The following is a 21,700-nucleotide window of genomic DNA, read 5'->3' on the forward strand; positions in this document are numbered from 1 at the left end:
CTAGTTCTTGAGCTTGGCCATCACCTCGGCGTCGGCGGGCTGGTAGTCGGCGCCGTCGACATAGCGCCAGTCGGTCATCACGCCCTGGCCGTCCCGTACTGCGAGCCTGCCGACATAAACGCCCATGGTGGATTGATGGTCGATCGCACGGAAGGCGATCGGCCCCACCGGCGTGTCGACCTTCAGATGCTCCATCGCCTTGATCAGATCATCGGTCTTGGTGGAGCCGGCCATCTCGATCGCCTTCGCGAGAACCAGCGTGTTGGTGTAGCCGATGAGTGCGCCGATGTTGGGCGGCTCTTTGAAACGAGCGACATAAGCTTGCAGGAACGCATCATGGGCCGGAGTCTTGATCTCGCTCCAGGGATATCCGGTGACCAGCCAACCGGGCGGCGCCTCGTCCCTCAGCGGCGCGAGATATTCCGGCTCCCCGGAGAGGATGCTGACGACAGCGCGGTTTGCGAACGCCTTGCGCGTCGACCCCTCGCGCACGAACTTGGCGAGGTCGGCCCCGAATGTCGCGTTGAAGATGGCATCCGGGCTCTCCGCCAACATCGCCTGCACCACTGCGCCCGCGTCGATCTTGCCGAGAGGCGGCCATTGTTCGGAGACGAATTCGACGTCGGGCTTCAATCGCTTCAGTTCGCGCTTGAAGCTCGCCACCGCCGCCTGACCGAACTCGTAGTTCGGTGCAATCGTCGCCCAGCGCCGCGCGGGGAACTTGGCCGCCTCCTTTGCGAGGATGGACGCCTGGGTATACGTGCTCGGCCGCAGCCTGAACGTATAGCGATTGCCCTTCTCCCAGATGAGGGCGTCAGTCAGAGGCTGTGAGGCGAGGAAGAATGTCCGCTTCTGCTTGGCGAAATCGGCGACGGCGAGGCCAACATGGGAGAGGATCGTGCCCGTCAGGAGGTCGACCTGCTCACCGTCGACGAGCTGACCGGCTGCGGTGATGGCGACGTCCGGTTTGCCGGCGTCGTCACGGGCGATGATCTCGAGCTTGCGGCCGAGCACGCCGCCTTTGCCGTTGATCTCGTCGCGCGCGAGCTCCCAGCCCTGGCGATAGCCGCGGGTCCCCAGCGGGAGGGCCGAATAGCTTGAGATCTCTCCGATCCTGATCGGCGGCGGCTCTGCGGCCCGACCTGCGCCGCAGGCCACCGCCAGGACAAGTCCGACGAACTTCGCAACAGCCGAAATGCGCATATCAGCCTCCCGTCATTGGGACCAGCTTATGTATGTAGTACTTACTACATAGCGAATACCAAGAGCTAATGATTGTCAATGGCGAAGAAATCGGCGGGCTTGCCAAAAAAACGGCAAGCCCCATCCTGCTGGTTGTGATTCCCTGGGATACGCGATGCCCAACGATACAGAGCTGCCAGCCCGTACACTGGCCGGCCCGCGCCTCAAGCGGGCAGCCAAGCGGAAAAAGGCTTCAACGGTTCGACGGACGCGAGCGCCCGATCAGACCCGCGAGGCCATTCTGCGTGCGGCCGTCGCCGAGTTCGCCCGCGAAGGCTATGGCGGCGCGCGGGTCGATCGCATCAGCAAGGCCGCCAAGAGCAACGACCGGATGCTCTATTACTACTTCAAGAGCAAGGAGAAGCTCTTTCATCAGGTCATCGAGCATTGCTATGCCGATCTGGTCGCGTCGGAAGAGGCGCTCGATCTCGACTTTTCCAGCCCGCGCCAGGCGCTGGCGGCACTCGTCGCCTTCAATTGGAACTACTATTGGGCCCACCCGGAGCTATTGAGCATTCTCGCTACGGAGAATCTCTTCAAGGGTCGTCACGTCAAGAACAACATCCGCCGCAGCTTCGCAAATACCCAACTGGGCATGCTGGAGCGCGTGCTCCAGAGCGGCATCGAGCGGCGTGAGTTCAGGCCGGACTGTGACCGCCTCCACCTTTATCTGTCGATCCTATCGCTGACCTATTTCTACCGTGCCAACCTCTATACGCTGTCGAGCTACATGCAGACCGACCTCGCCGATCAGGAGATGCGGAGCGCGTGGCTTGCACATGTGCAGGCCATGATCGAGGATCTGGTGAGACGGAAGGAGTGAAGGCGCGCGCCACAGGCTCGTCATGACGAGAGCAGCGAAGCAAACCAGAATCCTTCCGCGGCGACAGTCTGGATTGCTTCCGCCTACGCCAAGGCTTCGGCGGACAAGTCGCTGCGCTCGCAATGACGGTGTGGAGATAGCGCGCCGAACTCCAGAAAAAAAGAGAAAGGCCGGGATCGCTCCCGGCCTTTCGTGCTTGATGATGCTTTACGCGCCGCTCACTTGGCTTCCGCGCGCTTGGGCGGGGTGGCCGGCCACGACTTGATCAGCGTGTCGTAGTCGACCGTCTCGCCCTTCGGCTTCTCGTTGGCGAGCTTGCGCTGCGGAGCAATCGTGCCGTCCTTCTGGGCCTTGGCGAACCAGTATTCGGCCGATTCCTTCTTGTGCAGCTTCGGGCCGCAGGCCCCCTGCACGCCGGACTTCTCCAGGCGCTCCATAACGGAGTCCTGGGCGGCCGCAAGGGCATCCATCGCGGCTTGCGGCGTCTTCGCACCGGACGACGCATCGCCGATGTTCTGCCACCAGAGCTGCGCGAGCTTCGGATAGTCCGGCACGTTGTTGCCGGTCGGGGTCCACTGCACGCGGGCGGGCGAACGGTAGAACTCGATCAGGCCGCCGAGCTTCGGCGCACGTTCCGTGAAGGACTTATCCCAGATGTCGGATTCACGGATGAAGGTGAGACCGACATGGCTCTTCTTCAAGCTCACCGACTTGGAGATGATGAACTGGAGATAGAGCCAGGCCGCCTTGCGGCGATCTGCCGGGGTCGACTTCAGCAGCGTCACGGAGCCGGCGTCCTGATAACCGAGCTTCATGCCTTCCTTCCAGTACGAGCCGTGCGGCGACGGAGCCATACGCCATTTCGGCGTACCGTCCGCGTTCATCACGGCGATGCCCGGCTTCACCATGTCGGCGGTGAAGGCGGTGTACCAGAACATCTGCTGGGCGATGTTGCCCTGCGCCGGCACCGGGCCCGCCTCCGAGAAGGTCATGCCCTGCGCCTGCGGGGGCGCGTACTTCTTCAGCCACTCGAGATACTTGGTGATCGAGTAGACCGCGGCCGGGCCGTTGGTGTCGCCACCACGCTCCACCGAGGAGCCGACCGGACGGCAGCCTTCCATACGGATGCCCCACTCGTCGACCGGCAGGCCGTTCGGAATGCCCTTGTCACCGTTGCCGGCCATCGACAGCCAGGCGTCGGTGAAACGCCATCCGAGCGAGGGGTCCTTCTTGCCATAATCCATATGGCCGTAGACCTTGACGCCGTTGATCTCCTTGATGTCGTTGGTGAAGAACTCGGCGATGTCCTCATAGGCGGACCAGTTCACGGGCACGCCGAGCTCGTAGCCATACTTGGCCTTGAACTTGGCCTTGTAGTCGGGATTGGTGAACCAGTCGTAGCGGAACCAGTAGAGGTTGGCGAACTGCTGGTCGGGAAGCTGATATAGCTTGCCGTCCGGCCCCGTGGTGAACGACTTGCCGATGAAGTCGTTGACGTCGAGCATGGGATCGGTGACGTCCTTGCCCTCGCCGGTCATGTAATCCGACAGCACGATGGTCTGGCCGTAGCGGAAGTGCGTACCGATCAGGTCGGAATCGTTGATCCAGCCGTCATAGACGTTCTTGCCCGACTGCATCTGGGTCTGGAGCTTCTCGACGACGTCACCTTCCTGGATGAGGTCGTGCTTGAGCTTGATGCCGGTGAGCTCGGAGAACGCCTTGGCCAGCGTCTGCGATTCATATTCGTGGGTCGTGATGGTCTCGGAGACGACGTTGATCTCCATGCCCTTGAAGGGTTCGGCGGCCTTGGCGAACCACTCCAGCTCCTTCTTCTGGTCTTCCTTCGACAGCGTCGAGGGCTGGAATTCCGCGATCCACTTCTGGATCACGGCGTCGTCGGCGGCGCGAACCGGCGCCGAGACGGCGAACGACACCGCAACAATCGCGGCGACGCTGGACATGGTCAGAAAGCTATTCTTGGTCAATGGACCTTTCCTTCTCCTAAACTGTCGCATGTTATTCCTCCGTTGCAGCGACAAACTTTTATACAGGCCCGGGTTGGTCCCGGATCTGGCCGTCCCTTCGCGAGCTTCAGACCGTGCGGAAAATGAGCACGGCCGTGGCCAGCGAAATTCCTGACGCGAGCCACAGGCTCGAGATCTCAAAACCCTCCTCACCGATCGGCAGCGTGGCGATCGCATCGGTGCCGACGAGGCCGATCCACACGAGGTGAATGACGGCGGCCGCGATCAGCGAGATGAATAGGCGGTCGCCGCGCGTGGTCGGAATACTGAGCACGCCGACGCGCTCGGCCTCCGGGTAGACCGCGGCGAGCCACGTCATCACCGCGAGCGTGCAGGCCAGCCCAGCGAAGAAGATCGCGGTCGGCAATGTCCAGGCCATCCATGCGATGGATTCCATGCTCGCCTCCTTACACGCGACCGAGCGCAAAGCCGCGCGCGATATAGTTGCGGACGAACCAGATCACGAGCGCGCCCGGGATGATGGTGAGCACGCCGGCGGCGGCGAGCAGGCCCCAGTCCATGCCGGCGGCCGACACCGTGCGCGTCATGATCGCGGCGATCGGCTTGGCCTGCACCGAGGTCAGCGTGCGCGCGAGCAGGAGCTCGACCCAGGAGAACATAAAGCAGAAGAAGGCGGCGACGCCGATGCCGCTCGCGATCAGCGGCACCAGGATCCTGATGAAGAAGCGCGGGAACGAATAGCCGTCGAGGAAAGCGGTCTCGTCGATCTCGCGCGGCACGCCGGAGACGAAGCCTTCGAGGATCCACACCGCCAGCGGAACGTTGAAGATGCAGTGCGCCAGCGCGACCGCCCAGGGCGTATCGAACAGGCCGATCGCCGAATAGAGGTTGAAGAACGGCAGCGCATAGACCGCGGCCGGGGCCATGCGGTTCGACAAGAGCCAGAAGAACAGGTGCTTGTCGCCGAGGAAGCGGTAACGCGAGAACGCGTAGGCCGCCGGCAGCGCCACCGCGATCGAGATGATGGTATTGAGGACGACATATTCCAGCGAGTTGATATAGCCGGAATACCAGCTTTCGTCGGTGAAGATGCGCTTGTAGTGCTGCAGCGTCGGGGTGTGCGGCCACAGCGTCATCGTCGAGACGATCTCGCTGTTGGTCTTGAAGCTCATGTTGACGAGCCAATAGATCGGCAACAACAGGAAGATCAGGAACAGCCCCATGACGAGGCGGCGGCCGGGGATCGAATGCATCAGGCCACTCCTTCCTTTGGCTTGAGCGCGGGCACGGGCTTGAGCGCGGCCGCAGGCTTGGGCTCCACCGCCGGCTCGCTCTCCGCCTGGACTTTGCGTTCGACGCCGGCATTGGTCATGACGGTGTAGAAGATCCAGCAGACGATCAGGATGATCAGATTGTAGACCAGCGACAGCGCGGCGGCCTTGCCGAGGTCGAACTGGCCGAGCGCGATCTTGACGAGCTCAATCGACACGAAGGTCGTGGAGTTGCCGGGCCCGCCGCCGGTGACGACGAAGGGCTCGGTGTAGATCATGAAACTGTCCATGAAGCGCAGCAGCACCGCGATCAAGAGCACGCGATTCATCTTCGGCAGCTGGATCGCCTTGAACACCGCCCAGCGCGAGGCACCGTCGATTTGGGCGGCCTGGTAATACGCTTCGGGAATCGACTTCAGGCCGGCATAGCAGAGCAGCGCGACGAGGCTGGTCCAGTGCCAGACATCCATCACGATGACCGTGACCCAGGCGTCGATGTCGTTGGAGACGTAATTGTAGTCGAAGCCCATCGCGTTGAGGACATAGCCGAGCAGGCCGATGTCCGGGCGGCCGAAGATCTGCCAGATCGTGCCGACCACGTTCCACGGAATCAATAGCGGCAGCGCGAGGATGACGAGGCAGGCCGCGACGGTCCAGCCCTCGCGCGGCATCGACAGCGCGACGACGATGCCGAGCGGCACCTCGATGGCGAGGATCACCAGCGAGAAAAACAGATTACGGCCGAGCGAGGCGAGGAAGCGGCCGCCGAGATCGGTCGAGGGATCGAGCAGCTCCTTGAACCAGCCGACGCCGTTCCAGAAGAACTGGTTGTTGCCGAAGGTGTCCTGCATCGAATAGTTCACCACCGTCATCAGCGGCAGCACCGCCGAGAAGGCGACGACCAGGAACACCGGCAGCACCAGGAACCAGGCTTTTTGGTTGACGGTCTTGTCCATCAGGCGGCTCCCTCCACCAGAAGGCTGTCGGCATAGACGTGGACGTGCGACGGATCGAATTGCAGCCCGGCGTTGCCGTCCGGGCTGGTGAATCCGCCAGGGGCGCGCGCCGCGAGCTTTGCGTCGCCGAGCCGCGCCCGCGCGAAACGGATGCGGCCGAGATCGTCGATGCGCTCGATCTTCGCGGTGAGCAGGTCGGGCGCGGGCGCGACGACCTCGACGAATTCGGGACGGACGCCGATCTCGATCTTGGCGCCCGAAGGCAAATTGTCGTAGCTGCGGTTGAGCGCGATGACATGGCCGCCGATCCGCGCCTCGCGTCCCCTCACCTCCGCGGGCAGGATGTTCATGCCAGGCGAGCCGATGAAATAGCCGACGAAGGTGTGTGCCGGCTTGTCGAACAGTTCGGCCGGGGTGCCGCTCTGCACCACGCGGCCGTCATGCATGACGACCACTGTGTCGGCGAAAGTCAGCGCCTCGGTCTGGTCATGGGTGACGTAGATCATCGTGAGGTCGAGCTCGCGATGCAGCGCCTTCAGCTTGGAACGAAGCTGCCATTTCAGCTCGGGGTCGATCACCGTCAGCGGCTCGTCGAACAGCACGGCGGCGACGTCGGAGCGGACCAGGCCGCGGCCGAGCGAGATCTTCTGCTTGGCGTCGGCCGTAAGCCGCGTCGCCTTGCGGTTCAGATAGGGTTCGAGATCGAGCAGGCGGCCGATCTCGGCAACGCGCTTGTCGATCTCGGCCTTCGGCACGCCGCGGTTTTTCAGTGGAAACGCCAGGTTCTGCCCCACCGTCATGGTGTCGTAGATCACCGGAAACTGGAATACCTGGGCGATGTTGCGCTTCTGGGTTGACAGCGGTGTGATGTCCACCCCGTCGAACATGATCCTTCCGCGCGAGGGCGTGATGATGCCGGAGATGACGTTGAGCAGCGTGGTCTTGCCGCAGCCGGACGGCCCGAGCAGCGCATAGGCGCCGCCCTGCCGCCACGTCATGGTGACGGGCTTCAGCGCAAAGCTTTCCGGCGAGGCATCGTTGCCGCCGTAGGAGTGCGCGAGATCGACGAGGTCAATGCGGGCCATGTCGCACCTCCCTCAAGAGCTTTTTCTGTTTGACGCGTTTTCTTCACGCGAACCGCTACGCACTTCGCTTGAAAACGCTATGCCAGGAGCCGCGACGAGCCGGTCGGCCGCGTCGAAGACAAAGACATCATTGGGGTCGAGCACGGCATCGATGGTCTGGCCCGGCTCGAACTCGTGCACGCCGTGCAGCACCGCCACCCAATTCAATCCGTCGCGGGTCAGATGCACGAAACTCTCCGAACCGGTGATCTCGGTCACCGTCACCGTGGCGTGGAAGGCGTGGCGGTCGGCCTCGCCATTGGCAAGGGCGAGCTGATGCGCGCGGAAGCCGACGCGATAGGCGCCGTCGGCAAGGCCGGCATAGAGCCCCGAGGCCGGTGAGGTCGTGCCGCCGGCATATTGCACGGAGCCGTTCTTCTTCTCGAGACCGACGAGATTCAGCGGCGGATCCGAAAACACCTGCGCGACGCGCAGCGTCTGCGGGCGGCGGTAGACGTTGGCGGTCTCGCCCATCTGGAGCGCCCGGCCCTCCCACATGCACACCGTGTTGCCGCCGAGCAGCAGCGCTTCGGTCGGCTCGGTCGTGGCATAGACGAAGATCGCGCCGGAAGCTTCGAAGATGCGCGGCAGCTCGGCGCGCAGCTCCTCGCGCAGCTTGTAATCGAGATTGGCGAGCGGCTCGTCGAGCAGCACGAGATCGGCGCCCTTGACCAGCGCGCGCGCGATCGCGGTACGCTGCTGCTGGCCGCCGGAGAGCTGGAGCGGCGTGCGCTTCAGGAACGGCTCGAGGCGGAGCAGTCTTGCAGCCTCCGCGACACGCGCCTCGATCTCGTCGCGCGGCTTGCCCTGCACGCGCAGGGGCGATGCGATGTTCTCGTAGACCGTGAGCGAGGGATAATTGATGAATTGCTGATAGACCATCGCGACCGAACGCTGGCGCACATCGGCGCCGGTGACGTCCTTGCCATTGACCAGCACCTTGCCCGTGGTCGGCTTGTCGAGGCCGGCGAGCAACCGCATGATCGAGGTCTTGCCCGACAGCGTCGGCCCGAGCAGCACGTTGAGGGTTCCGCTCTCGAGTGTCAGTGAGACGTCGCGGATGTGCGGGATCCCCTCGACAGTCCGGGTCACGTGATCGAGCGTCACGGTCATGAGCGTCCTCCCGCTTCCAGCAGGGGAGTTTGCGGCACAGCGTGGGTCCTGATCCAGTCGTCAAGCGCCGCGATCTCGTCGGCAGATAGTCGCAGGCCGAGCTTGGACCGGCGCCAGACGATGTCCTCGGCGGTAACGGCCCATTCATTGGCCATGAGATAACGGACCTCGCGCTCGGTCAGCGTCGCGCCAAAGGCCTGGCCGAGATCGGCCGCCGATTTCGCATCGCCGAGCAGCTTGATCGCCCTTGTGCCGTAGGCGCGGGCGAGGCGCCGCGCATGCTCGTGGCTGAGGAAGGGATAGCCGCGCTGGAGCTCGGCGATCAGGCCGTCGATGTCGGATACGTTCATGTCCCCGCCGGGCAGCGGCCATTTGCCGGTCCAGCCCTCGCGCGCTTTGGCGCTGCGAAGATAAGGCGCGAGCCGTTCCAGCGCCTCTTCGGCGAGTCGGCGGTAGGTCGTGATCTTGCCGCCATAGATCGACAGCAGCGGCACGCCGCCGGGTGTGTCGAGCTCGAACACATAGTCGCGGGTCGCGGCCTTGGCTTCGCTGGCGCCATCGTCATAGAGCGGGCGCACCCCGGAATAGGTCCAGACCACGTCCTCTGGCGTGACCGGCTTGGCCAGATATTCGCTGGCGGCGGCGCAAAGATACTGGATCTCCTCAGGTGTCGTCTTCACCTTGGCAGGATCGCCGTCATAGTCGCGGTCGGTGGTTCCGATCAGCGTGAAATCGTCCTGGTACGGGATCACGAAGATGATGCGGCCGTCGGCGTTCTGGAACATGTAGGCGCGGTCGTGGTCGTAGAGCTTCTTGACCACGATGTGCGAGCCCTGGACCAGGCGTACCTTGGCCTTCGCGTTGACGCCGGCGCCGCGGCCGAGCACGTCCTCGACCCAGGGACCACCGGCATTGACCAGCGCGCGCGCCTGGATCGACGAGCGCGCGCCAGTCAGCGTGTCGACCATGCTCACGGTCCAGACGCCGTCGGACTGACGGATCTCGGTGGCGCGGGTGCGGGTGCGGATTTCGGCGCCCTTGTCAGCGGCATCGCGCGCGTTCAGCACGACGAGGCGGGCGTCATCGACGAAGCAGTCGGAATATTCGAACGCGCGGGAGTAGCGGTTCGGGATCAGCGGGCGGCCGACCTCGTCGCGTCGGAGATCGATCGTGCGCGTGGCGGGCAACAGGTGGCGGCCGCCGATGTGATCATAGAGGAAAAGGCCGAGGCGCAGCAGCCAGGCCGGGCGCAGGCCGGCGTGATGCGGCAGGACGAACCTCAGGGGGCGGATGATGTGGGGCGCGATGCCCCAGAGTATCTCGCGCTCGATCAGCGCCTCGCGGACCAGGCGGAACTCGTAATATTCGAGATAGCGCAGGCCGCCATGCACCAGCTTGGTCGACCAGGACGACGTCCCGCTCGCCAGATCGTTCATTTCGCACAGGAAAACCGTGTTGCCGCGGCCCACCGCATCACGCGCGATGCCGCAGCCATTCACACCGCCTCCGATGATGGCGAGGTCGAAAATACGCTCCAACAGACGCATCCCCCGAAGACCGCCCATTCCATCGAGCGGCTACTTTCGCTTTTGATTAGATCACACCGCAAAACGAAAGCAAGATGAAAGAGAGGCGAAAGGAAGTGAAAGCGGAACATTTTTTGTGGACGTTGCGACGGACAAGTCGCAGACCCAAAGCAGGACTCACTGAGTGGAGCGGGGAATCGAGCTACCAGTAAATGCGTTGACGGCTTGAATGTAGTAACATGCCTACATAAGATTTGTACCGGCGAAGCCCCGGCCAGGAGGTGCAAGCAATGGTGACCACTCTCACCAGCCGAGAGTTCAATCACGATACCAGCGGCGCAAAAAAAGCGGCTTCGCGGGGACCGGTCTTTATTACGGACCGCGGCCGCCCGGCCCATGTCCTGCTGACGATCGAAGATTATTTGCGCCTAACTGGCGGGCACATGAGCCTTGCCGAAGCCTTGGCGCAGGCCGGAACGGACTTCGATTTCGATCCGCCGCGCATTGCCGGCGGGATCTTCAAGCCGGCCGATCTCGACTGATGTTTCTGCTGGACACCAATGTCATTTCCGAACTGAGGCGACCAGACAAAGCTCATCGCAACGTCGCCGCCTGGGCCAGCACAATTCCGGCGGCAAGCTTCTTCATATCCGTCATCTCGATACTCGAAATCGAACTTGGCGCACGCCTTATCGAGCGCAAAGATACCACGCAAGGAGCCATTCTGCGCGCTTGGATCGACAATCATATTCTGGCTCGTTTTGAAGACCGAATCCTGGCCATCGACACGGCCGTGGCGCAGCGCTGCGCACAACTTCACGTTCCCAACCCGCGGGCCGAACGCGACGCTCTTATTGCGGCAACCGCGTTTGTTCACGGCTTGACGATCGTTACGCGCAACGTCGGGGATTTCGAACCTACCGGCGTGCCGCTACTCAACCCGTGGGGCGACGCCTAAGGTACTATCGCAGCCTGACCACCGGCGCCGCTTCAGGCGCGGCGTCTTGTGCATCGGCCTGGGCCTCATCGATCTCCCTCACCTCCTTCGGCATTGCTTCGACCACCTCGATGCCCTTGCTGTGGCAGATGGTGGCGAGGCGCTCGGGCAGCTCCTGGTCGGTGACGAAGGTCTGGATCTGGGTGATGTGGGCGATGCGCACCGGCGCGCTGCGGCGCAGCTTTGTGGAATCGGCGACCAGCATGACGCTGCGGGCATTGGCGATGATGGCCTGCGCCACCTGCACCTCGCGATAGTCGAAGTCGAGCAAAGCGCCCTCTTCATCGATCGCGGACGCACCGATGATGGCATAGTCGACCTTGAACTGGCCGATCAGCTGCGTCGCGGTCGAGCCGACCACCGCGCCGTCGGCGCGCCGCACCGTGCCGCCGGCGACCACCACCTCGATGCGGGGATGGCGGTAGAGCAGCATGGCGACGTTGAGATTGTTGGTGATGACGAGCAGGTCCTCGTGCGAGGTCAGCGCGCTCGCGACCTCCTCGGTCGTGGTGCCGATGTTGATGAACAGCGAGCAGCCGTTCGGGATCAGCGAGGCCGCGGCGGCGCCAATCGCCTTCTTCTCGTCGGCGGCGACGAAGCGGCGCGCCTCATAGGCGAGGTTTTCGACGCCCGAGGCGATGATGGCGCCGCCATGGATGCGGGTCAGCGATCTCCGCTCGCAGAGATCGTTGAGATCTTTCCGGATGGTCTGCGCGGAGACCTCGAACCGGCGCGCGAGTTCCTCGACCATGACGCGGCCCGAGGCGCGCGCGATGTTGAGGATTTCGGCTTGGCGATGGGTCAATCCGGTCACGGCAAGGGCCTCACATCAGGAAGCTGCATGGTGCGGCGGTTCACGCGTCCGGTCAATGCGTGATCACGGTTAACGGACAAGGATCTTCACCACGCCATCGCGGCTGCGAGGTGCGCAAGCAGCTCCGGATCGTCGAACGCACTGGCGGAAGCGACCGCGCCGGCCGCAACGAGGTCAGCATGGCTGAGCGTGGTGCGCAGCCCGATGGTGGGAATGCCGGCCGCCGCGGCCGATTGCACGCCCGAGCGTGAATCCTCGAACGCGATCGAGGCTGGCGCGCTGGCGCCGACGAAACGCAGCCCCTCCTGATAGGGCAGCGGATGCGGCTTGCCGTGCGGCAGCTCGTCGCCGATCACGATGGCCTTGAACCGCTCGGTGATGCCGAGGCCCGAGAGCAGCAGCTCGGCGTTGAGGCGTGGCGCGTTGGTCACGGCGACCATGGGGATGCCGGCGCCATCTGCACGGTCGAGCAGCGCCATCAGCCCCGGTATCGGCGCGATCTGCCCGACCACCAGATCACGAAAGATCGCCTCCTTCTCGCCGAGGATCGCGAGCCGCCGTTCCGGCGATTCGTCCGGCAGAAATCGCTCCCCGATCGACACATTGGAAAAGCCCTGAAGCTCGCGCTTGAAGCGCTCATCATCCACGACGTGCCCGCGCGGAGCGAACACGCGGTGAAAGGCCTCGCGATGAAGCGGATCCGTATCGGCCAGCGTACCGTCGATGTCGAACAGCAACGCCCTGCCCATCGCTTGCCTTTTGGCCTCGATCATTTCCGTACTTTCCCACATGCGCAGCGCATCAATGCGAAAGACGTATCAATACGACCTCGCACGCGCAATGACGTATCCACATGACGACAATGCGACACTCGACAAAGTCGCGCGCGGCTGCAACACTCGTCGCAAGATCAAAAAGGAGGAAACGATGACGATCAACCGACGCGATCTGGCTCTCTCGACTCTCGCCGTCTCCGCGCTCGCTCTCACCGCGCCGGCGTTCGCTGCCTCGGCAGACGAAGAGGCCGTGGCGAAGAAGGTGGAGGCCTTCCGCCTCGCCCAGATCGCGGCCGACCCGAAGGCGCTCGGCGCGCTGTGCTGGGACGATCTCAGCTACAGCCATTCCAGCGGCAAGGTCGAGGACAAGGCGACCTTCATCGCCAACGCCACCGACGGCAAGTCGAAATTCCTGTCGATCGAATACAAGGACCCGACCATCAAGGTCGTCGGCCCTGCGGCGATCGTCCGTTTCCACTGGCTCGGCGAGCAGGAGATGGCAGCCGATGGGAAAAAAGTGTCGACCAACCTTCACATCCTGATGAACTGGCAGAAACAGGGCGACGACTGGAAGCTGCTCTCGCGGGCTGCGACGAAGTTGTGATGACAGTTCTTACCCTCTCCCCTTGCGCGGAAGAGGGTGGCATAGGCGGCCTTCGGCGGCCGTTCTTAGAACGCCGAAGCCTTGCTTCGGCGTTTTCTTAAGAACGGCCACTGAAGGCAGCCTATGCCACCTTCGCCCGCAAGGGGAGAAGGAACGGCAGCTGTGTGCTCGGCAAAAAATTCCGACCTCGCGCTTCGCGCGCCGCAGAATGACGAGTGCGGCGCTTACGCCGCCTCCTTCTCATCGCCGTTAATCAGCTTGCGCGCGGCGCGCTCGGCTTCGCGGGCGTTACGGAAGAGTTGACCTTCGAGGCGGTTGAAGCGGTGGGATGAAGCGAAGAAGCAGTAGCCTCCGGAAGAACGAACGACGATACCTGCGGTCTGCGAGTCGACTTCGATGATGTAGCTATCCGGCATGGTCCGTGGATTCCTCAGTGCGGGCAAATAACGGTGCTCCTGCCCAAAGGTTCCTCAGGCATTTGAGGCCGTTTCCACCCCGAATCGACACGCAATTGAGTACGCTGGGACCTCATCCGTTTTATGACTGGTTCTTGACTGGTTCTTGGCGAGGGCGCGACGCGATGACTTAGTCGCGCCGCGTTTGGCGGTGCTGCACATCTTCGTGAGATGAGGCAGAGCGTCGCGCGCGATTACGTCGCGATCCTCGTGTCGGTCGCGCGAACCGCCTGCGGGCGGCCGTGCTCGTCGATCGAGACGTAGGTGAAGTTGCCGTCGGTGACGAGGAACGGATGCTCCTCGCCGCGCCGCAGCGCCCAGGCTTCCAGATGCACGGTGAGCGAGGTGCGGCCGACGCGCACGAGATTGGCGTAGACGGACACGAGATCGCCGACATAGACCGCCTTGCGAAAATTCATCGCTTCGATCGCGACAGTCACCGTGCGCGACTTCGCGACCTTCGAGGCGAACACACCGCCGCCAACATCCATCTGGCTGAGCAGCCAGCCGCCGAAGATATCACCATTGGCGTTGGTGTCGGCGGGCATCGCCAGCGTGCGGATGCAGAGATCGCCGCTCGGCCCGGTCATGGCTTGTTCGTTCATGCCTGTCTCACTTGAAATTGTCCCAGCCCGGATCGGGCGCGAAGCGCTCGCCGAATCGCTCGGCCAGTGCGCGCAAGGTGGATACGACATTCTCCACACCGCGCGTGCGCGCGTAGTTGAGTGGACCGCCACGGAACGGTGCATAACCGGTGCCGAAGATCATGGCACCATCGACCGCGTCGGCATTGTCGACGATGCCTTCGCGCAGCGCCGCGACGCAGACATTGGACATCGGCAGCACTAGGCGATCGATCATCTGGTCGGTGACGCGCGGACCGGTCTCCGGAAGCTTTGCCTTCTCCGCCTTGCCGTCCTTCCAAACATAAAAACCCTTTCCGCTCTTGCGGCCGAGCTCGCCCTTGGTGACCTTCTCGCGCAGCCAGGCGGGCGTCGGCGGCAAGAGATCGCCGAACTTGGTGCGCAGCATGTCGCCGACGTCGAGACAGATGTCGAGCCCGACCTGGTCGGCCAGCTCGATCGGTCCCATCGGCATGCCGAACTGCTCGGCCGCGGCGTCGATCAGCCGCTGATCGATTTTCTCGTCCAGCATCACCATCGCTTCCAGCATGTACGGCGTCAGCGCGCGGTTGACGAGGAAGCCGGGCGAGCTCTTCACGGCGAGCGGCAGGCGGTCAATCGCGCCGACGAAGGCGAGCGCTTCCTTCAGCACTTGCGGGTCGTTGCCGTCATGGCTGACGATCTCGACCAGTTGCAGCCGCGACACCGGATTGAAGAAGTGCAGGCCGACCAGCCGCTCCGGCCGCGCCAGCGTCGTTCGCAGATCCTGGAGCGGAATGCTCGACGTGTTGGTCGCAAGGATCGCCCCTAGCTTCATCCGCGGCTCGAGGCCGGCATAGACCTTCTGCTTCAGTTCTAACTTTTCCGGCACGGCCTCGATGATGAGATCGGCGTTGCGCACGCCTTCCCCGTCCATGTCAGGGATGAGACGATCGAGTGCGTCGCGCACGTCGGTCGGCTTGCGGATGATCTTGCCGTAGAGCTCGTTGGCGCGCTTCACCGCGCCGGCGATCGGCTCCGCCTTCATGTCGGCGAGCGAGACGCGCAGCCCCTGCCCCGCGCACCAGGCCGCGATGTCGCCGCCCATGGCGCCGGCGCCGATGACATGAACATGCTTGACGGCGTTGCCGCTGCCCGCCGCCTTCTTCATCTGCTCGCGCAGGAAGAACACGCGGATCAGGTTCTGTGCGGTCGGCGTCACCATCAGCTTGGCAAATGACGCCTGCTCGGCCCTCAGCATCGCGATCTTGCTGCCGCCATGGGTCTCCCAGAGATCGATCAGCGCGTAAGGCGCGGGATAGTGCTCGCGGGGTGCGGCCTTCGCCGCCTCCGAGCGCATGCGCTTGGCGAGCAGCCCGCGCACGAAGCCGAAACCCGCCGCGCGCGTCAGCAAGCCCGGCCGCGCACGCTTCAGGCGTCCGAACAGCGCGTCCTTCACAGCGTTGTGGACGTGGCGCTCCTGCGTGACGGTGTCGACGAGGCCGAGTGATCTGGCGCGGCGCGCATCGATGGTGCGCCCGGTCAGCATCAGGGCCATCGACTGCGTCGGATTGACCAGCGCGGTGAAGCGCGCGGTACCGCCGAGGCCGGGATGCAGGCCCAGCATCACCTCCGGGAAGCCGAACCGCGCTCCCTCGATGGCGATGCGCGCCTGGCAGGCGAGCGCAACCTCGAGGCCGCCGCCGAGGCAGAAGCCGTGGATGACCGCCACCGTCGGCAACCTCAGGGCTTCCAGATGGTCGACCACCGCATGCGCGGCGCGGATGCGCGTCTCCACCATGTCGGGATCGCTGGCGCCGCGGAATTCATTGACGTCGGCGCCGGCAATGAAGCCGGAGGGCTTTGCCGAGCGGATCACGAGGCCGGCGGGGCGCTCGGTCTCGATCGCCGCGAGCACAGCGTCGAACTCCTCCATCAGATCCGAGGAGAGCGTGTTGGCGCTTGTCTCGGCGCGGTCGAACAGCAGCCAGGCGACACCATCGGCATCGCGCGTCAGCTTGAAGTGCTTGTAAGGACTGTCGATCGCAGGCTTGGGCCCGAGCACCAGCACGCGGTCGCCAAGCGCGGTCATGATCTTGGAATCCATGGTCACACCGCCTCGATCAGCATGGCGCCGCCGAGCCCGCCGCCGATGCATTCGGTGGCAACGCCGCGCCGCGTGCCAAGCCGCTTCATCGCATTGACGAGATGCAGCACGATCCGGTTGCCGGAGGTGCCGACGGGATGGCCGAGCGAGATCGCGCCGCCGTCGACATTCAGTCTTTCGTGGTCGATCTCGCCGGCTGCGCCGTCGAGGCCGAGAATCTCACGGCAGAATTTATCGTCCTTCCACGCGGCGAGGCAGCCGAGCACTTGCGTCGCAAAAGCCTCGTTCAGCTCCCAGGTCTCGACGTCCTTGATGGTGAGGTCGTTGCGCTGGAGCAGCGGCGTCGCCGACATCACCGGACCCAGGCCCATGATGCTGGGATCGAGCGCAGCCCAATGGCTGTCGACGATGACGGCTTTCGGCGCCAGCTTGTGCTTGGCGACGGCGGCGTCGGACGCCAGGATCACCCAGGAGGCGCCATCGGTGATCTGCGAGGAATTTCCGGCGGTGACCTGTCCCCAGGGGCGCTCGAACACCGGCCGGAGCTTTGCCAGCGTCTCGGCCGTCGAGTCCTTGCGCACGCCGTCGTCATGGTCGAAGAACTTGCCGTCGCGGGAAAACGCGGTCTCGACCTCGCCCTTGAGAAAACCCGCGTCTTGCGCATGCGCGAGCCGGCGATGGCTCTCGGCGGCATAGGCATCGGACTGCGCGCGGGTGATGCCGAAGAGATGGCCGACGACCTCGGCGGTCTGGCCCATATTCAGATCGGTGACCGGATCGGTCAGTCCGCGCTCGAGGCCGATGATCGGCTTGAGATAACGCGGGCGCAGCTTGAAGGCCGCGCCGAGCTTCGCAGCCACGCCCTTGGCGTTGGCAAGGCCGGCAAACCAGCGCACGCCGGAATTCGGCCAGACCAGCGGCGCGTGGCTCAGCGCCTCGGTGCCGCCGGCCAGGATCATGTCGGCATGACCCTCGCGGATGTAGCGATAGGCGGTGTCGATCGACTGCATCCCGGAGCCGCAATTGATCTGCACGGTGAAGGCGACCATGTCCTCGCCCATGCCGAGCCGCAGCGCCGCGACGCGGGCCGGGTTCATCTCGTCCGCGATCACGTTGACGCAGCCGAGGATGACCTGGTCGAAGTCAGTCGGGGCGAACGGCTGGCGCGCCAGCAGCGGCCGGCCGCATTGCACGGCAAGATCGACCGGCGTGAACGGCCCTGGTCCCGAACGCGCCTTCAGAAACGGCGTCCGGCTGCCGTCGACGATGAAAACCGGTCGTGCCATCAGCTCGCCGCCCTCTGTTCACCGAGTTCCTGGAAGAATTGATGCACGTCGCTGGATTTCTTGTAAATCGGCGACAGCACCTCCGGCGCAAAATCGTCCACCTCGATCACCTCAGTGACGGCTTCGCGGGCCGCGGCAAGCTGCTCGCCCTCGGCTTGCGTGATCACGCCTTTGGTGACCGCTTCCTTCCAATCGCGGACATGCGCCGCGCGCATGCGCTTGGCGATGGCCTCCGTGCCTGCGACCAGCTTGAACGCGCGCTCCAGCCGGGCAAAGCCGCCGTTGTCATCGACTTGGGCCAGATCCGGCGTCAGACGCTCGCGCGCCGCCGAGGGCTCCAGCACGAGGCTCGCGCATTGGTGCACGACACGGTCGGAGGGGCCGAGCACGCGGGCACCGAACGGCTGGACCACGAGCTTGAGGAAGATTGCGACAAAGCGGTTCGGCAGATTGGCGAGGATTTCGGCGAGCCGGTTCTCGATAGTCCGGAAGCCCGTTGCCATGCACCATTCCAGCGCGGCGAAATCCTCCTTCTGCCGGCCCTCGTCCTGCCAGCGTTTCAGTACCGCCGAGAGCAGATAGAGCTCGGACAGGATGTCGCCGAACCGCGCCGACAGCATCTCCTTGCGCTTGAGCGCACCGCCGAGCGTCAGCAGCGCCATGTCGGCGCAGAGCGCGAAGGCGGCGGAGTAACGCGAGAGCTGGCGATAGAATGGCGTGGCATCGCCCGCGTCAGGCGCAAGCGCGAAGGCGCCAAAGGTCCAGCTCCGGCCGAAGGCGCGGAACAGGGTCCGGAAGCTGTGGCCGACGTGCTTCCAGAACGCCTTGTCGAACGCGGCGAGGCCACGCTCGCGGTCGGTGTCGGCGAGCGCGTTCATCTCGTCGAGCAGATGGGGATGGGCGCGGATGGCGCCCTGCCCGAACACGATGAGATTGCGGGTCAGGATGTTGGCGCCTTCCACCGTGATGCCAACCGGCACAGCGCGATGAAGGTTGCCGAGATAGTTTTGCGGACCGTCGATCACGGCCTTGCCGCCGTGGATGTCCATGGCATCGTCGATCGCGACCCGCATCCGCTCGGTCGCATGCAGCTTCATGATGCCGGAGATGACGGCAGGATGAACGCCGGCATTCAGCGCCGCGCAGGTCAGCCGCCGCGCGGCGTCGAGCTGATAGGCGGTCGCGACGATGCGCGCGAGCGGCTCCTCGACGCCTTCGAACTTGGAGATGGAGATGCCAAACTGCTCGCGGATTCGGGCATAGGCACCTGTGGTGCGCGCCGCAAAGGCAGCGCCGGCGGCCGAGAGTGACGGCAGCGAGATGCCGCGGCCGGCGGCGAGCGCCGTCATCAGCATCTTCCAGCCCTGCCCCAGCCGCTCCTTGCCGCCGATGACATAGTCGAGCGGAATGAAAACGTCGCGGCCCCGGTTCGGGCCGTTCTGGAACACCTGCATCGACGGCAGATGACGGTGACCGATCTCGACGCCGGGCAGATTGGTCGGGATCAGTGCCACGGTAATGCCGAGCTCTTCCTGATCGCCGACGAGATGATCGGGATCATAGGCCTTGAAGGCGAGGCCAAGCAGCGTAGCAACGGGGCCGAGCGTAATGTAGCGCTTGTGCCAGTTGAGCCTGAGGCCGAGGACTTCGCGGCCCTCGAAATCGCCCTTGCAGATGATGCCGGTATCGACCATCGAGGCGGCGTCGGAGCCGGCCTCGGGGCTGGTGAGGCCGAAGCAGGGAATGTCGCGGCCGTCGGCGAGGCGCGGCAGCCAGCGCTGCTGCTGCTCTTTCGTGCCGAAGCGCATCAGCAGTTCGCCGGGGCCGAGCGAGTTCGGCACCATCACCGTGACCGCGGCCGCGATCGAGCGCGTCGAGATTTTCCGCACGACTTCGGAATGCGCATAGGGCGAGAAGCCGAGGCCGCCAAACTCCTTCGGAATGATCATGCCGAAGAACTTTTCGCGCTTGACGAAGTGCCAGACGTCCTGCGGCAGGTCGCGCCATTCCCAGAAGATCTTCCACTCGTCGAGCATGGCGCAGAGTTCGTCGACGGGGCCATTGAGGAAAGCCTGCTCCTCCGCGGTCAACCTCGCCTGCGGGACCTTCAGCAGCTTCGACCAATCAGGGTTTCCGGTGAAGAGATCGGCGTCCCACCAGACGTCACCGGCCTCCAGCGCCTCGCGCTCGGTATCGGACATCGCCGGCAGCACGCCGCGCGCGAGAGTGAAGATCGGCTTCGTCAGAGTGTCGCGGCGGAAGCTCATGGCGGACCTCATGCATCGGCGCGGTATCGGGCATTTTAGCGGAAACTGGCTGGCGGAAGCGAACACTTCGCCTGCAAAATTGACGCGGCCGGGTGGCCCCCAAGGTCATAACGGCCGGGGCGTGGGGGCAGTTCCGGGAGGGGGAATGGGGCTGAATGCCTCCCCGAGTCATTCCGGGGCGCGCGAAGCGTGAACTATGGTGCGCAATTGCGCACCTGAGAATCCATCGTCCGGCAGCGTCGGTGGATGAATGGATTCTCTGATGCGCAATTGCGCATCATAGTTCGCGCCTGGCGGCGCGCCCCGGAATGACGGCATAGGGAGAGGCGCCTGCCTAATCCGGCCGGACCATCTCGAACATATTTTCCGGCTTGATCTCGAAATAATCGCCGCGGCGGCCGGCGCGGACGATCGGGCGGGCGGCGGCGGTCTGGTAGATGCCGTCCTTGATCATGGCCTTGTCGATGTGGACGGCGACGACCTCGCCCAGCGTCAGCCAGGCGTCGGCTTCCTTGCCGTCAGCGCCCTTGAGGCGGACGATGTCGGAGACCTTGCATTCGAAGGCGACGGGGCTCTCAGCCACGCGAGGCACGTTGACGAGCCGACCGGGCACGGCGGTGAGGCCCGCGACCTCGAACTCGTCGACCTCGGGGGCGACATGCGCGGCGGTCGCGTTCATGTGCTTCGCCAGATCCATCGTGGCGAGATTCCAGACGAACTCGCCGGTCTGCTGGATGTTCTCGACCGTGTCCTTCCAGTTGGTGGAGGAGAAACCGATGATCGGCGGCACGTAGCAGAACGCGTTGAAGAAGCTGTAGGGAGCGAGATTGACGTGGCCCCTGGCGTCGCGCGAGGAGATCCAGCCGATCGGCCGCGGCGCGATGATGGCGTTGAAGGGATCGTGCTTGAGGCCGTGCCCCTTGGAGGGCTCGTAGAAGTACAGGTCTTTGTCGGTCACGCTGACTTTCCCCTGATCGTCATTGCGAGCGCAGCGAAGCAATCCAGAATCCCTCCGGGGAGACGGTCTGGATTGCTTCGCTGCGCTCGCAATGACGGAATTTGTTGATCCGTCCTGGCCCGCCACCAACCGGTCTGCCGCGGGGCGATCGGCTTGCTTATAGGAAGAAACGGCTTCGGCCGTCAGTGGCGCGGCGACAGACCCGCGATGACGAAATCGATCATCTGGTCGATGGTCGGGCCCGGCTTGGTGGCGCACTGGGCGATCATCTGGGGGTGGAAGAAGCGTATCATCGCGGTGCAGGCGCAGAGCGAGGCGAGCTGCAGGTCGGGCGCCTCGAACTCGCCGGAGGCAACGCCTTGCGCGATCATCTGGCCGATCACGCCCGCAATGCACTCCATGTGGGCGACGCAGACGTCCCAGTCCTCCTCCATCGCGATCGCGACCATCTCGTGCAGCTTGTTGTCACCGACATAGCGCTCGGTGTTCATTCGATGGATGGTGGTGAGCAGCTCGCGGAAGCGCGGGAGCACCGGGCCGGGCCGGGTCACGATCCGCTGCGCCTCCAGCTCGACCTCGCCCATCAAGCCCCGCGCCACCGCCTGATGGATCGCCTTCTTCGATTCGAAGAAGCGATAGACATTGGCGGGGCTCATCCTGAGCTCCTTGGCGATGTCCCCGACCGTGGTCTTCTGATAGCCGATCTGGCGGAACAGCCGCTCGGCCACCTCAAGGATACGATCCCGGGTGTCGCCTTCGATATGTTCCGCAACCAGTGTCATCTGTCAGGACTC

General features: G+C 64.1%; 21 protein-coding genes. 4 read left to right on the forward strand and 17 right to left on the reverse strand.

The features are described from left to right. Nucleotides 1-1,203, reverse strand: coding sequence for an ABC transporter substrate-binding protein (locus ACR9YP_RS36675; protein WP_474218331.1), 1,203 nt, complete (start codon nucleotides 1,201-1,203; stop codon nucleotides 1-3). 154 nt (nucleotides 1,204-1,357) lie between these two features. Here ACR9YP_RS36675 and ACR9YP_RS36680 point away from each other — a divergent pair, with 154 nt between their 5' ends. Beyond that, nucleotides 1,358-2,065: a TetR/AcrR family transcriptional regulator gene (locus ACR9YP_RS36680; RefSeq protein WP_128938078.1), complete on the forward strand. Its 708-nt coding sequence runs from the start codon at nucleotides 1,358-1,360 to the stop codon at nucleotides 2,063-2,065. 218 nt (nucleotides 2,066-2,283) lie between these two features. Here ACR9YP_RS36680 and ACR9YP_RS36685 read toward each other — a convergent pair whose 3' ends face one another. The 7 genes from ACR9YP_RS36685 to glpD all read right to left on the reverse strand — a co-directional run bounded on the left by ACR9YP_RS36685 (nucleotide 2,284) and on the right by glpD (nucleotide 10,061). Next, nucleotides 2,284-4,026 carry an ABC transporter substrate-binding protein gene (locus ACR9YP_RS36685; protein WP_176946108.1) on the reverse strand — a complete coding sequence of 581 codons (1,743 nt, stop codon included), beginning with the start codon at nucleotides 4,024-4,026 and terminating at the stop codon, nucleotides 2,284-2,286. A 130-nt stretch (nucleotides 4,027-4,156) separates the two neighbouring features. Then, nucleotides 4,157-4,486, reverse strand: coding sequence for a DUF2160 domain-containing protein (locus tag ACR9YP_RS36690; protein WP_091898074.1), 330 nt, complete (start codon nucleotides 4,484-4,486; stop codon nucleotides 4,157-4,159). Nucleotides 4,487-4,496: 10 nt separating this feature from the next. After that, complete coding sequence (locus ACR9YP_RS36695) at nucleotides 4,497-5,303, reverse strand: carbohydrate ABC transporter permease (RefSeq protein ID WP_128935647.1); 807 nt, start codon at nucleotides 5,301-5,303, stop codon at nucleotides 4,497-4,499. Further along, nucleotides 5,303-6,277, reverse strand: a complete 975-nt coding sequence (locus ACR9YP_RS36700) for a carbohydrate ABC transporter permease (protein WP_438111440.1) — start codon at nucleotides 6,275-6,277, stop codon at nucleotides 5,303-5,305. The genes ACR9YP_RS36695 and ACR9YP_RS36700 overlap by 1 nt, the downstream gene beginning before the upstream one ends. After that, nucleotides 6,277-7,362, reverse strand: a complete 1,086-nt coding sequence (locus tag ACR9YP_RS36705; protein WP_438111438.1) for an ABC transporter ATP-binding protein — start codon at nucleotides 7,360-7,362, stop codon at nucleotides 6,277-6,279. The genes ACR9YP_RS36700 and ACR9YP_RS36705 overlap by 1 nt, the downstream gene beginning before the upstream one ends. 12 nt (nucleotides 7,363-7,374) lie before the next feature. Continuing rightward, nucleotides 7,375-8,514, reverse strand: coding sequence for an ABC transporter ATP-binding protein (locus ACR9YP_RS36710; RefSeq protein WP_438111437.1), 1,140 nt, complete (start codon nucleotides 8,512-8,514; stop codon nucleotides 7,375-7,377). Further along, a complete protein-coding gene (gene glpD / locus ACR9YP_RS36715; RefSeq protein ID WP_474218333.1) occupies nucleotides 8,511-10,061 on the reverse strand; it encodes a glycerol-3-phosphate dehydrogenase in 1,551 nt (516 codons plus the stop codon). Before glpD ends, ACR9YP_RS36710 begins: the two co-directional genes overlap by 4 nt. Before the next feature lie 269 nt (nucleotides 10,062-10,330). Here glpD and ACR9YP_RS36720 point away from each other — a divergent pair, with 269 nt between their 5' ends. Together ACR9YP_RS36720 and ACR9YP_RS36725 are read left to right on the forward strand one after the other, a co-directional pair. Then, nucleotides 10,331-10,582 carry a type II toxin-antitoxin system prevent-host-death family antitoxin gene (locus tag ACR9YP_RS36720; RefSeq protein ID WP_091898062.1) on the forward strand — a complete coding sequence of 84 codons (252 nt, stop codon included), beginning with the start codon at nucleotides 10,331-10,333 and terminating at the stop codon, nucleotides 10,580-10,582. After that, nucleotides 10,582-10,998 carry a type II toxin-antitoxin system VapC family toxin gene (locus tag ACR9YP_RS36725; RefSeq protein ID WP_438111433.1) on the forward strand — a complete coding sequence of 139 codons (417 nt, stop codon included), beginning with the start codon at nucleotides 10,582-10,584 and terminating at the stop codon, nucleotides 10,996-10,998. The genes ACR9YP_RS36720 and ACR9YP_RS36725 overlap by 1 nt, the downstream gene beginning before the upstream one ends. Nucleotides 10,999-11,002: 4 nt before the next feature. Here ACR9YP_RS36725 and ACR9YP_RS36730 read toward each other — a convergent pair whose 3' ends face one another. After that, nucleotides 11,003-11,851, reverse strand: coding sequence for a DeoR/GlpR family DNA-binding transcription regulator (locus ACR9YP_RS36730; RefSeq protein WP_091898058.1), 849 nt, complete (start codon nucleotides 11,849-11,851; stop codon nucleotides 11,003-11,005). Nucleotides 11,852-11,937: 86 nt separating this feature from the next. Further along, nucleotides 11,938-12,624: an HAD family hydrolase gene (locus ACR9YP_RS36735; RefSeq protein ID WP_370990670.1), complete on the reverse strand. Its 687-nt coding sequence runs from the start codon at nucleotides 12,622-12,624 to the stop codon at nucleotides 11,938-11,940. 154 nt (nucleotides 12,625-12,778) lie between these two features. On the opposite strand from ACR9YP_RS36735, the gene ACR9YP_RS36740 reads away from it, so the two are divergent. Further along, nucleotides 12,779-13,231 (forward strand): nuclear transport factor 2 family protein, encoded by a 453-nt coding sequence (locus ACR9YP_RS36740; protein WP_474218335.1) that lies wholly within the window; start codon nucleotides 12,779-12,781, stop codon nucleotides 13,229-13,231. Nucleotides 13,232-13,455: 224 nt separating this feature from the next. On the opposite strand, the gene ACR9YP_RS36745 is transcribed toward ACR9YP_RS36740, so the two are convergent. From ACR9YP_RS36745 to ACR9YP_RS36775, 7 genes are all read right to left on the reverse strand, one after another. Further along, entirely contained in the window at nucleotides 13,456-13,647 is a 192-nt protein-coding gene (locus ACR9YP_RS36745) for a hypothetical protein (RefSeq protein WP_091898053.1), read from the reverse strand. Between the two features lie 233 nt (nucleotides 13,648-13,880). Next, complete coding sequence (locus ACR9YP_RS36750; RefSeq protein ID WP_091898051.1) at nucleotides 13,881-14,291, reverse strand: acyl-CoA thioesterase; 411 nt, start codon at nucleotides 14,289-14,291, stop codon at nucleotides 13,881-13,883. Between the two features lie 7 nt (nucleotides 14,292-14,298). Then, nucleotides 14,299-16,395: a 3-hydroxyacyl-CoA dehydrogenase NAD-binding domain-containing protein gene (locus tag ACR9YP_RS36755; protein ID WP_474218336.1), complete on the reverse strand. Its 2,097-nt coding sequence runs from the start codon at nucleotides 16,393-16,395 to the stop codon at nucleotides 14,299-14,301. A 2-nt stretch (nucleotides 16,396-16,397) separates the two neighbouring features. Continuing rightward, complete coding sequence (locus ACR9YP_RS36760; RefSeq protein ID WP_474218337.1) at nucleotides 16,398-17,681, reverse strand: acetyl-CoA C-acetyltransferase; 1,284 nt, start codon at nucleotides 17,679-17,681, stop codon at nucleotides 16,398-16,400. Continuing rightward, a complete protein-coding gene (locus ACR9YP_RS36765) occupies nucleotides 17,681-19,948 on the reverse strand; it encodes an acyl-CoA dehydrogenase (RefSeq protein WP_474218338.1) in 2,268 nt (755 codons plus the stop codon). The genes ACR9YP_RS36760 and ACR9YP_RS36765 overlap by 1 nt, the downstream gene beginning before the upstream one ends. Nucleotides 19,949-20,282: 334 nt before the next feature. Next, nucleotides 20,283-20,906: a flavin reductase family protein gene (locus tag ACR9YP_RS36770; RefSeq protein WP_091898115.1), complete on the reverse strand. Its 624-nt coding sequence runs from the start codon at nucleotides 20,904-20,906 to the stop codon at nucleotides 20,283-20,285. Nucleotides 20,907-21,088: 182 nt separating this feature from the next. Continuing rightward, on the reverse strand, nucleotides 21,089-21,688 hold the full coding sequence (locus ACR9YP_RS36775) for a TetR/AcrR family transcriptional regulator (RefSeq protein ID WP_028160320.1): 600 nt from the start codon (nucleotides 21,686-21,688) through the stop codon (nucleotides 21,089-21,091). Between the last annotated feature and the right edge of the window lie 12 nt (nucleotides 21,689-21,700).

The sequence above is a fragment of the Bradyrhizobium sp. BR14999 genome, from assembly GCF_056106085.1.

What these genes read in the sequence shown, in the direction of transcription:
- ACR9YP_RS36675 (WP_474218331.1), bottom strand. Translation starts at nt 1,203, where the DNA reads ATGCGCATTTCGGCTGTTGCGAAGTTCGTCGGACTTGTCCTGGCGGTG.
- ACR9YP_RS36680 (WP_128938078.1), top strand. Translation starts at nt 1,358, where the DNA reads ATGCCCAACGATACAGAGCTGCCAGCCCGTACACTGGCCGGCCCGCGC.
- ACR9YP_RS36685 (WP_176946108.1), bottom strand. Translation starts at nt 4,026, where the DNA reads ATGTCCAGCGTCGCCGCGATTGTTGCGGTGTCGTTCGCCGTCTCGGCG.
- ACR9YP_RS36690 (WP_091898074.1), bottom strand. Translation starts at nt 4,486, where the DNA reads ATGGAATCCATCGCATGGATGGCCTGGACATTGCCGACCGCGATCTTC.
- ACR9YP_RS36695 (WP_128935647.1), bottom strand. Translation starts at nt 5,303, where the DNA reads ATGCATTCGATCCCCGGCCGCCGCCTCGTCATGGGGCTGTTCCTGATC.
- ACR9YP_RS36700 (WP_438111440.1), bottom strand. Translation starts at nt 6,277, where the DNA reads ATGGACAAGACCGTCAACCAAAAAGCCTGGTTCCTGGTGCTGCCGGTG.
- ACR9YP_RS36705 (WP_438111438.1), bottom strand. Translation starts at nt 7,362, where the DNA reads ATGGCCCGCATTGACCTCGTCGATCTCGCGCACTCCTACGGCGGCAAC.
- ACR9YP_RS36710 (WP_438111437.1), bottom strand. Translation starts at nt 8,514, where the DNA reads ATGACCGTGACGCTCGATCACGTGACCCGGACTGTCGAGGGGATCCCG.
- glpD (WP_474218333.1), bottom strand. Translation starts at nt 10,061, where the DNA reads ATGCGTCTGTTGGAGCGTATTTTCGACCTCGCCATCATCGGAGGCGGT.
- ACR9YP_RS36720 (WP_091898062.1), top strand. Translation starts at nt 10,331, where the DNA reads ATGGTGACCACTCTCACCAGCCGAGAGTTCAATCACGATACCAGCGGC.
- ACR9YP_RS36725 (WP_438111433.1), top strand. Translation starts at nt 10,582, where the DNA reads ATGTTTCTGCTGGACACCAATGTCATTTCCGAACTGAGGCGACCAGAC.
- ACR9YP_RS36735 (WP_370990670.1), bottom strand. Translation starts at nt 12,624, where the DNA reads ATGATCGAGGCCAAAAGGCAAGCGATGGGCAGGGCGTTGCTGTTCGAC.
- ACR9YP_RS36740 (WP_474218335.1), top strand. Translation starts at nt 12,779, where the DNA reads ATGACGATCAACCGACGCGATCTGGCTCTCTCGACTCTCGCCGTCTCC.
- ACR9YP_RS36745 (WP_091898053.1), bottom strand. Translation starts at nt 13,647, where the DNA reads ATGCCGGATAGCTACATCATCGAAGTCGACTCGCAGACCGCAGGTATC.
- ACR9YP_RS36750 (WP_091898051.1), bottom strand. Translation starts at nt 14,291, where the DNA reads ATGAACGAACAAGCCATGACCGGGCCGAGCGGCGATCTCTGCATCCGC.
- ACR9YP_RS36755 (WP_474218336.1), bottom strand. Translation starts at nt 16,395, where the DNA reads ATGGATTCCAAGATCATGACCGCGCTTGGCGACCGCGTGCTGGTGCTC.
- ACR9YP_RS36760 (WP_474218337.1), bottom strand. Translation starts at nt 17,681, where the DNA reads ATGGCACGACCGGTTTTCATCGTCGACGGCAGCCGGACGCCGTTTCTG.
- ACR9YP_RS36765 (WP_474218338.1), bottom strand. Translation starts at nt 19,948, where the DNA reads ATGAGCTTCCGCCGCGACACTCTGACGAAGCCGATCTTCACTCTCGCG.
- ACR9YP_RS36775 (WP_028160320.1), bottom strand. Translation starts at nt 21,688, where the DNA reads ATGACACTGGTTGCGGAACATATCGAAGGCGACACCCGGGATCGTATC.